This window comes from Burkholderia sp. Ac-20353 (genome assembly GCF_017104785.1).
In the GTDB taxonomy this organism is placed as follows: Bacteria; Pseudomonadota; Gammaproteobacteria; order Burkholderiales; family Burkholderiaceae; genus Burkholderia.
The window spans coordinates 1-1,254 of record NZ_JAAGPL010000483.1; the positions used below are offsets into that span (position 1 = coordinate 1).

The following is a 1,254-nucleotide window of genomic DNA, read 5'->3' on the forward strand; positions in this document are numbered from 1 at the left end:
CCGGCCGGCGCTCCGCGGCGATCGCCGGCAGGGCTGTGGCCGGCCCGTGCGGCACGCGCGCGAGGCCGCCGGCAACGAACGTGCCGTTGCCGCGCCGCGTGTGGAGGTAGCCTTCGGCGACGAGTTGCTCGAACGCGTCGAGCGTCGTCTTGCGCGACACGCCGAGCTGGGTGGCAAGGTCGCGCGTCGACGGCAGACGCTCGCCACCGGCGAGCCGGCCGTCGACGATCGCGGCGCGCAGTTGCCGGAAGATCTGGCCGGTCAGGTCGTGACGGCCGTCGATGCGGATCGCGATGTCCATCGCAGTGGTTACCTCGTTTTGGGCGAATTGGCGTGAATTGGCATGCCGCCGCCAGTATGCCGGTTGCGGGGCCGCGCGTCGCGGGCGAACGGCACCGGATTGGATCGGCGTGCGCGGCTGCTTGACGGATTGGACTGGCAAGCATGGACGCTTCACGGATTGGACCGGCGTGAGCGCCTGACTTAGGATCACGATTCCGATCACGACGTCCCCGGACCGGAGCGTGACCATGTTGTCTGAAGAAGAATTCGCGCTGCTCGACGCGATCCGCGCGACCGGCAGCCTGTCGCGCGCGGCGGCGCGCCTCGGCAAGGCGCCGTCGACGGTGTCGCATGCGGCGCGCCAGCTCGAGGCGCGCTTCGACGCGCTGCTGTTCGACCGGCGCCGCTACCGGCTCCAGCTCACGCCCGCCGGCCAGTTGCTGGCCGACGAGGCGTCGCGCCTGATGCTCGACGTCGCGCGGCTTACGCAACGGGTGCGGCAGATCGCGAGCGGCTGGGAGGACCGGCTGTGGATCGTCAGCGACGAGCTGCTCGAATTCGAATCGATGATGCCGGTGGTTCGCGCGTTCGATGCGCTCGAATCGGGCGTGTCGCTGCGCTTCACGCACGAGGTGCTCGGTGGCACCTGGGAAGCGCTGCGCGACGGTCGCGCCGACCTGATCGTCGGCGCGACCAACGAGCCGCCGGCGATTCCGGGGCTGAAATGGTTCGAGCTGGGCGCGCTCGACTGGGTATTCGCGGTGTCGCCGCGCCATCCGCTCGCGGCGTCGCACGACCCGCTGACGCGCGACGCGATCGGCGCACACCGTGCGGTCGTGGTCGCGGATTCGTCGCGGCTGGCAGCCGGCCGTGCATACGGTTTGCAGGGCGGGCAGACGCTGCTGGCAGTGCCGTCGATGCGCACGAAGATCCTGGCGCAGCGCGACGGGCTCGGCGTCGGCTGGGTGCCAC

The 1,254-nt window shown here is 70.8% G+C and carries 2 protein-coding genes; one reads left to right on the top strand and one right to left on the bottom strand.

Annotated features, from left to right (window positions below; all coding sequences use genetic code 11):
• On the bottom strand, positions 1-301 hold a 301-nt coding region (locus G3N94_RS41455), incomplete at its 3' end, for a GntR family transcriptional regulator (protein WP_205799924.1).
• 229 nt (positions 302-530) lie between these two features.
• Here G3N94_RS41455 and G3N94_RS41460 point away from each other — a divergent pair.
• Positions 531-1,254, top strand: a 724-nt coding sequence (locus tag G3N94_RS41460; RefSeq protein ID WP_205799925.1) for a LysR family transcriptional regulator, incomplete at its 3' end; no start/stop codon positions are given.